At 57.2% G+C, this 650-nt stretch carries 2 protein-coding genes; both read left to right on the top strand.

The genetic code is table 11. The features are described from left to right. Positions 1–55 precede the first annotated feature (55 nt). Positions 56–268, top strand: coding sequence for a DUF5348 domain-containing protein (locus tag B5F53_RS19525; RefSeq protein WP_087227145.1), 213 nt, complete (start codon positions 56–58; stop codon positions 266–268). A gap of 47 nt (positions 269–315) precedes the next feature. Further along, positions 316–650, top strand: a 335-nt coding sequence (locus B5F53_RS19530; protein WP_087227147.1) for a PcfB family protein, incomplete at its 3' end; no start/stop codon positions are given.

Here is a 650-nt window from a genome sequence, read left to right on the forward strand (position 1 = left end):
CTCCCTGGTGGCCCATGACATGGCTGCCGGGAAAATCTGAAAGGAGGACGGCCCTATGAAACAGGGTGCATTGATTTTTGACGAGCAGGCAGACCGCTACGACATCCGCTTTGACCTGGCGGACTACTACGGCGGGCTGCACTGTGGAGAAACCTTTGACGTGATGGTAGGCGGCAGATGGCGGCCCACCCGGATTGAGATGGCCGAGAACTGGTATCTCGTCGGCATACGGGCGGACGACCTTTCCGGCCTGCGGGTGCGGATTTAGGCCGCCCCTGCCGCCTGCCTGCTGGACTTCCAAAGGAGGGATAGCAGTTGCAGGAAGAAGTAGACCAGAAAACCATAGCGTTAGCAATCAAGACCGGCAAGCTCACCGGCCAGGTATTGCAGGCGGCCATGAAGAAATTTCTGGCCGCCCGGCAAAAGAGCAAATCCAAGGTACACCACGGCAAACAAAGCCTGCGGCAGCTCAAAAAGGACGGTTCGGCCCTCTCCAACATCGAGATCACCGACGCCAACATCGGCCTCTTTAAGCCCTGTGCCAAGAAGTACGACATTGATTTTACCCTGCGGAAAGACCGCACCACCCATCCGCCCCGCTACATCGTGATTTTCAAATCCAAGCAGGCGGACAATCTGGAACAGGCGTT

Source organism: Blautia sp. An249, assembly GCF_002159835.1.
Taxonomy (GTDB): Bacteria; Bacillota; Clostridia; order Lachnospirales; family Lachnospiraceae; genus Blautia_A; species Blautia_A avistercoris.

Excerpts from the sequence above, each read along its gene's own strand:
- B5F53_RS19525 (WP_087227145.1), top strand. The coding sequence starts at position 56 with ATGAAACAGGGTGCATTGATTTTTGACGAGCAGGCAGACCGCTACGAC.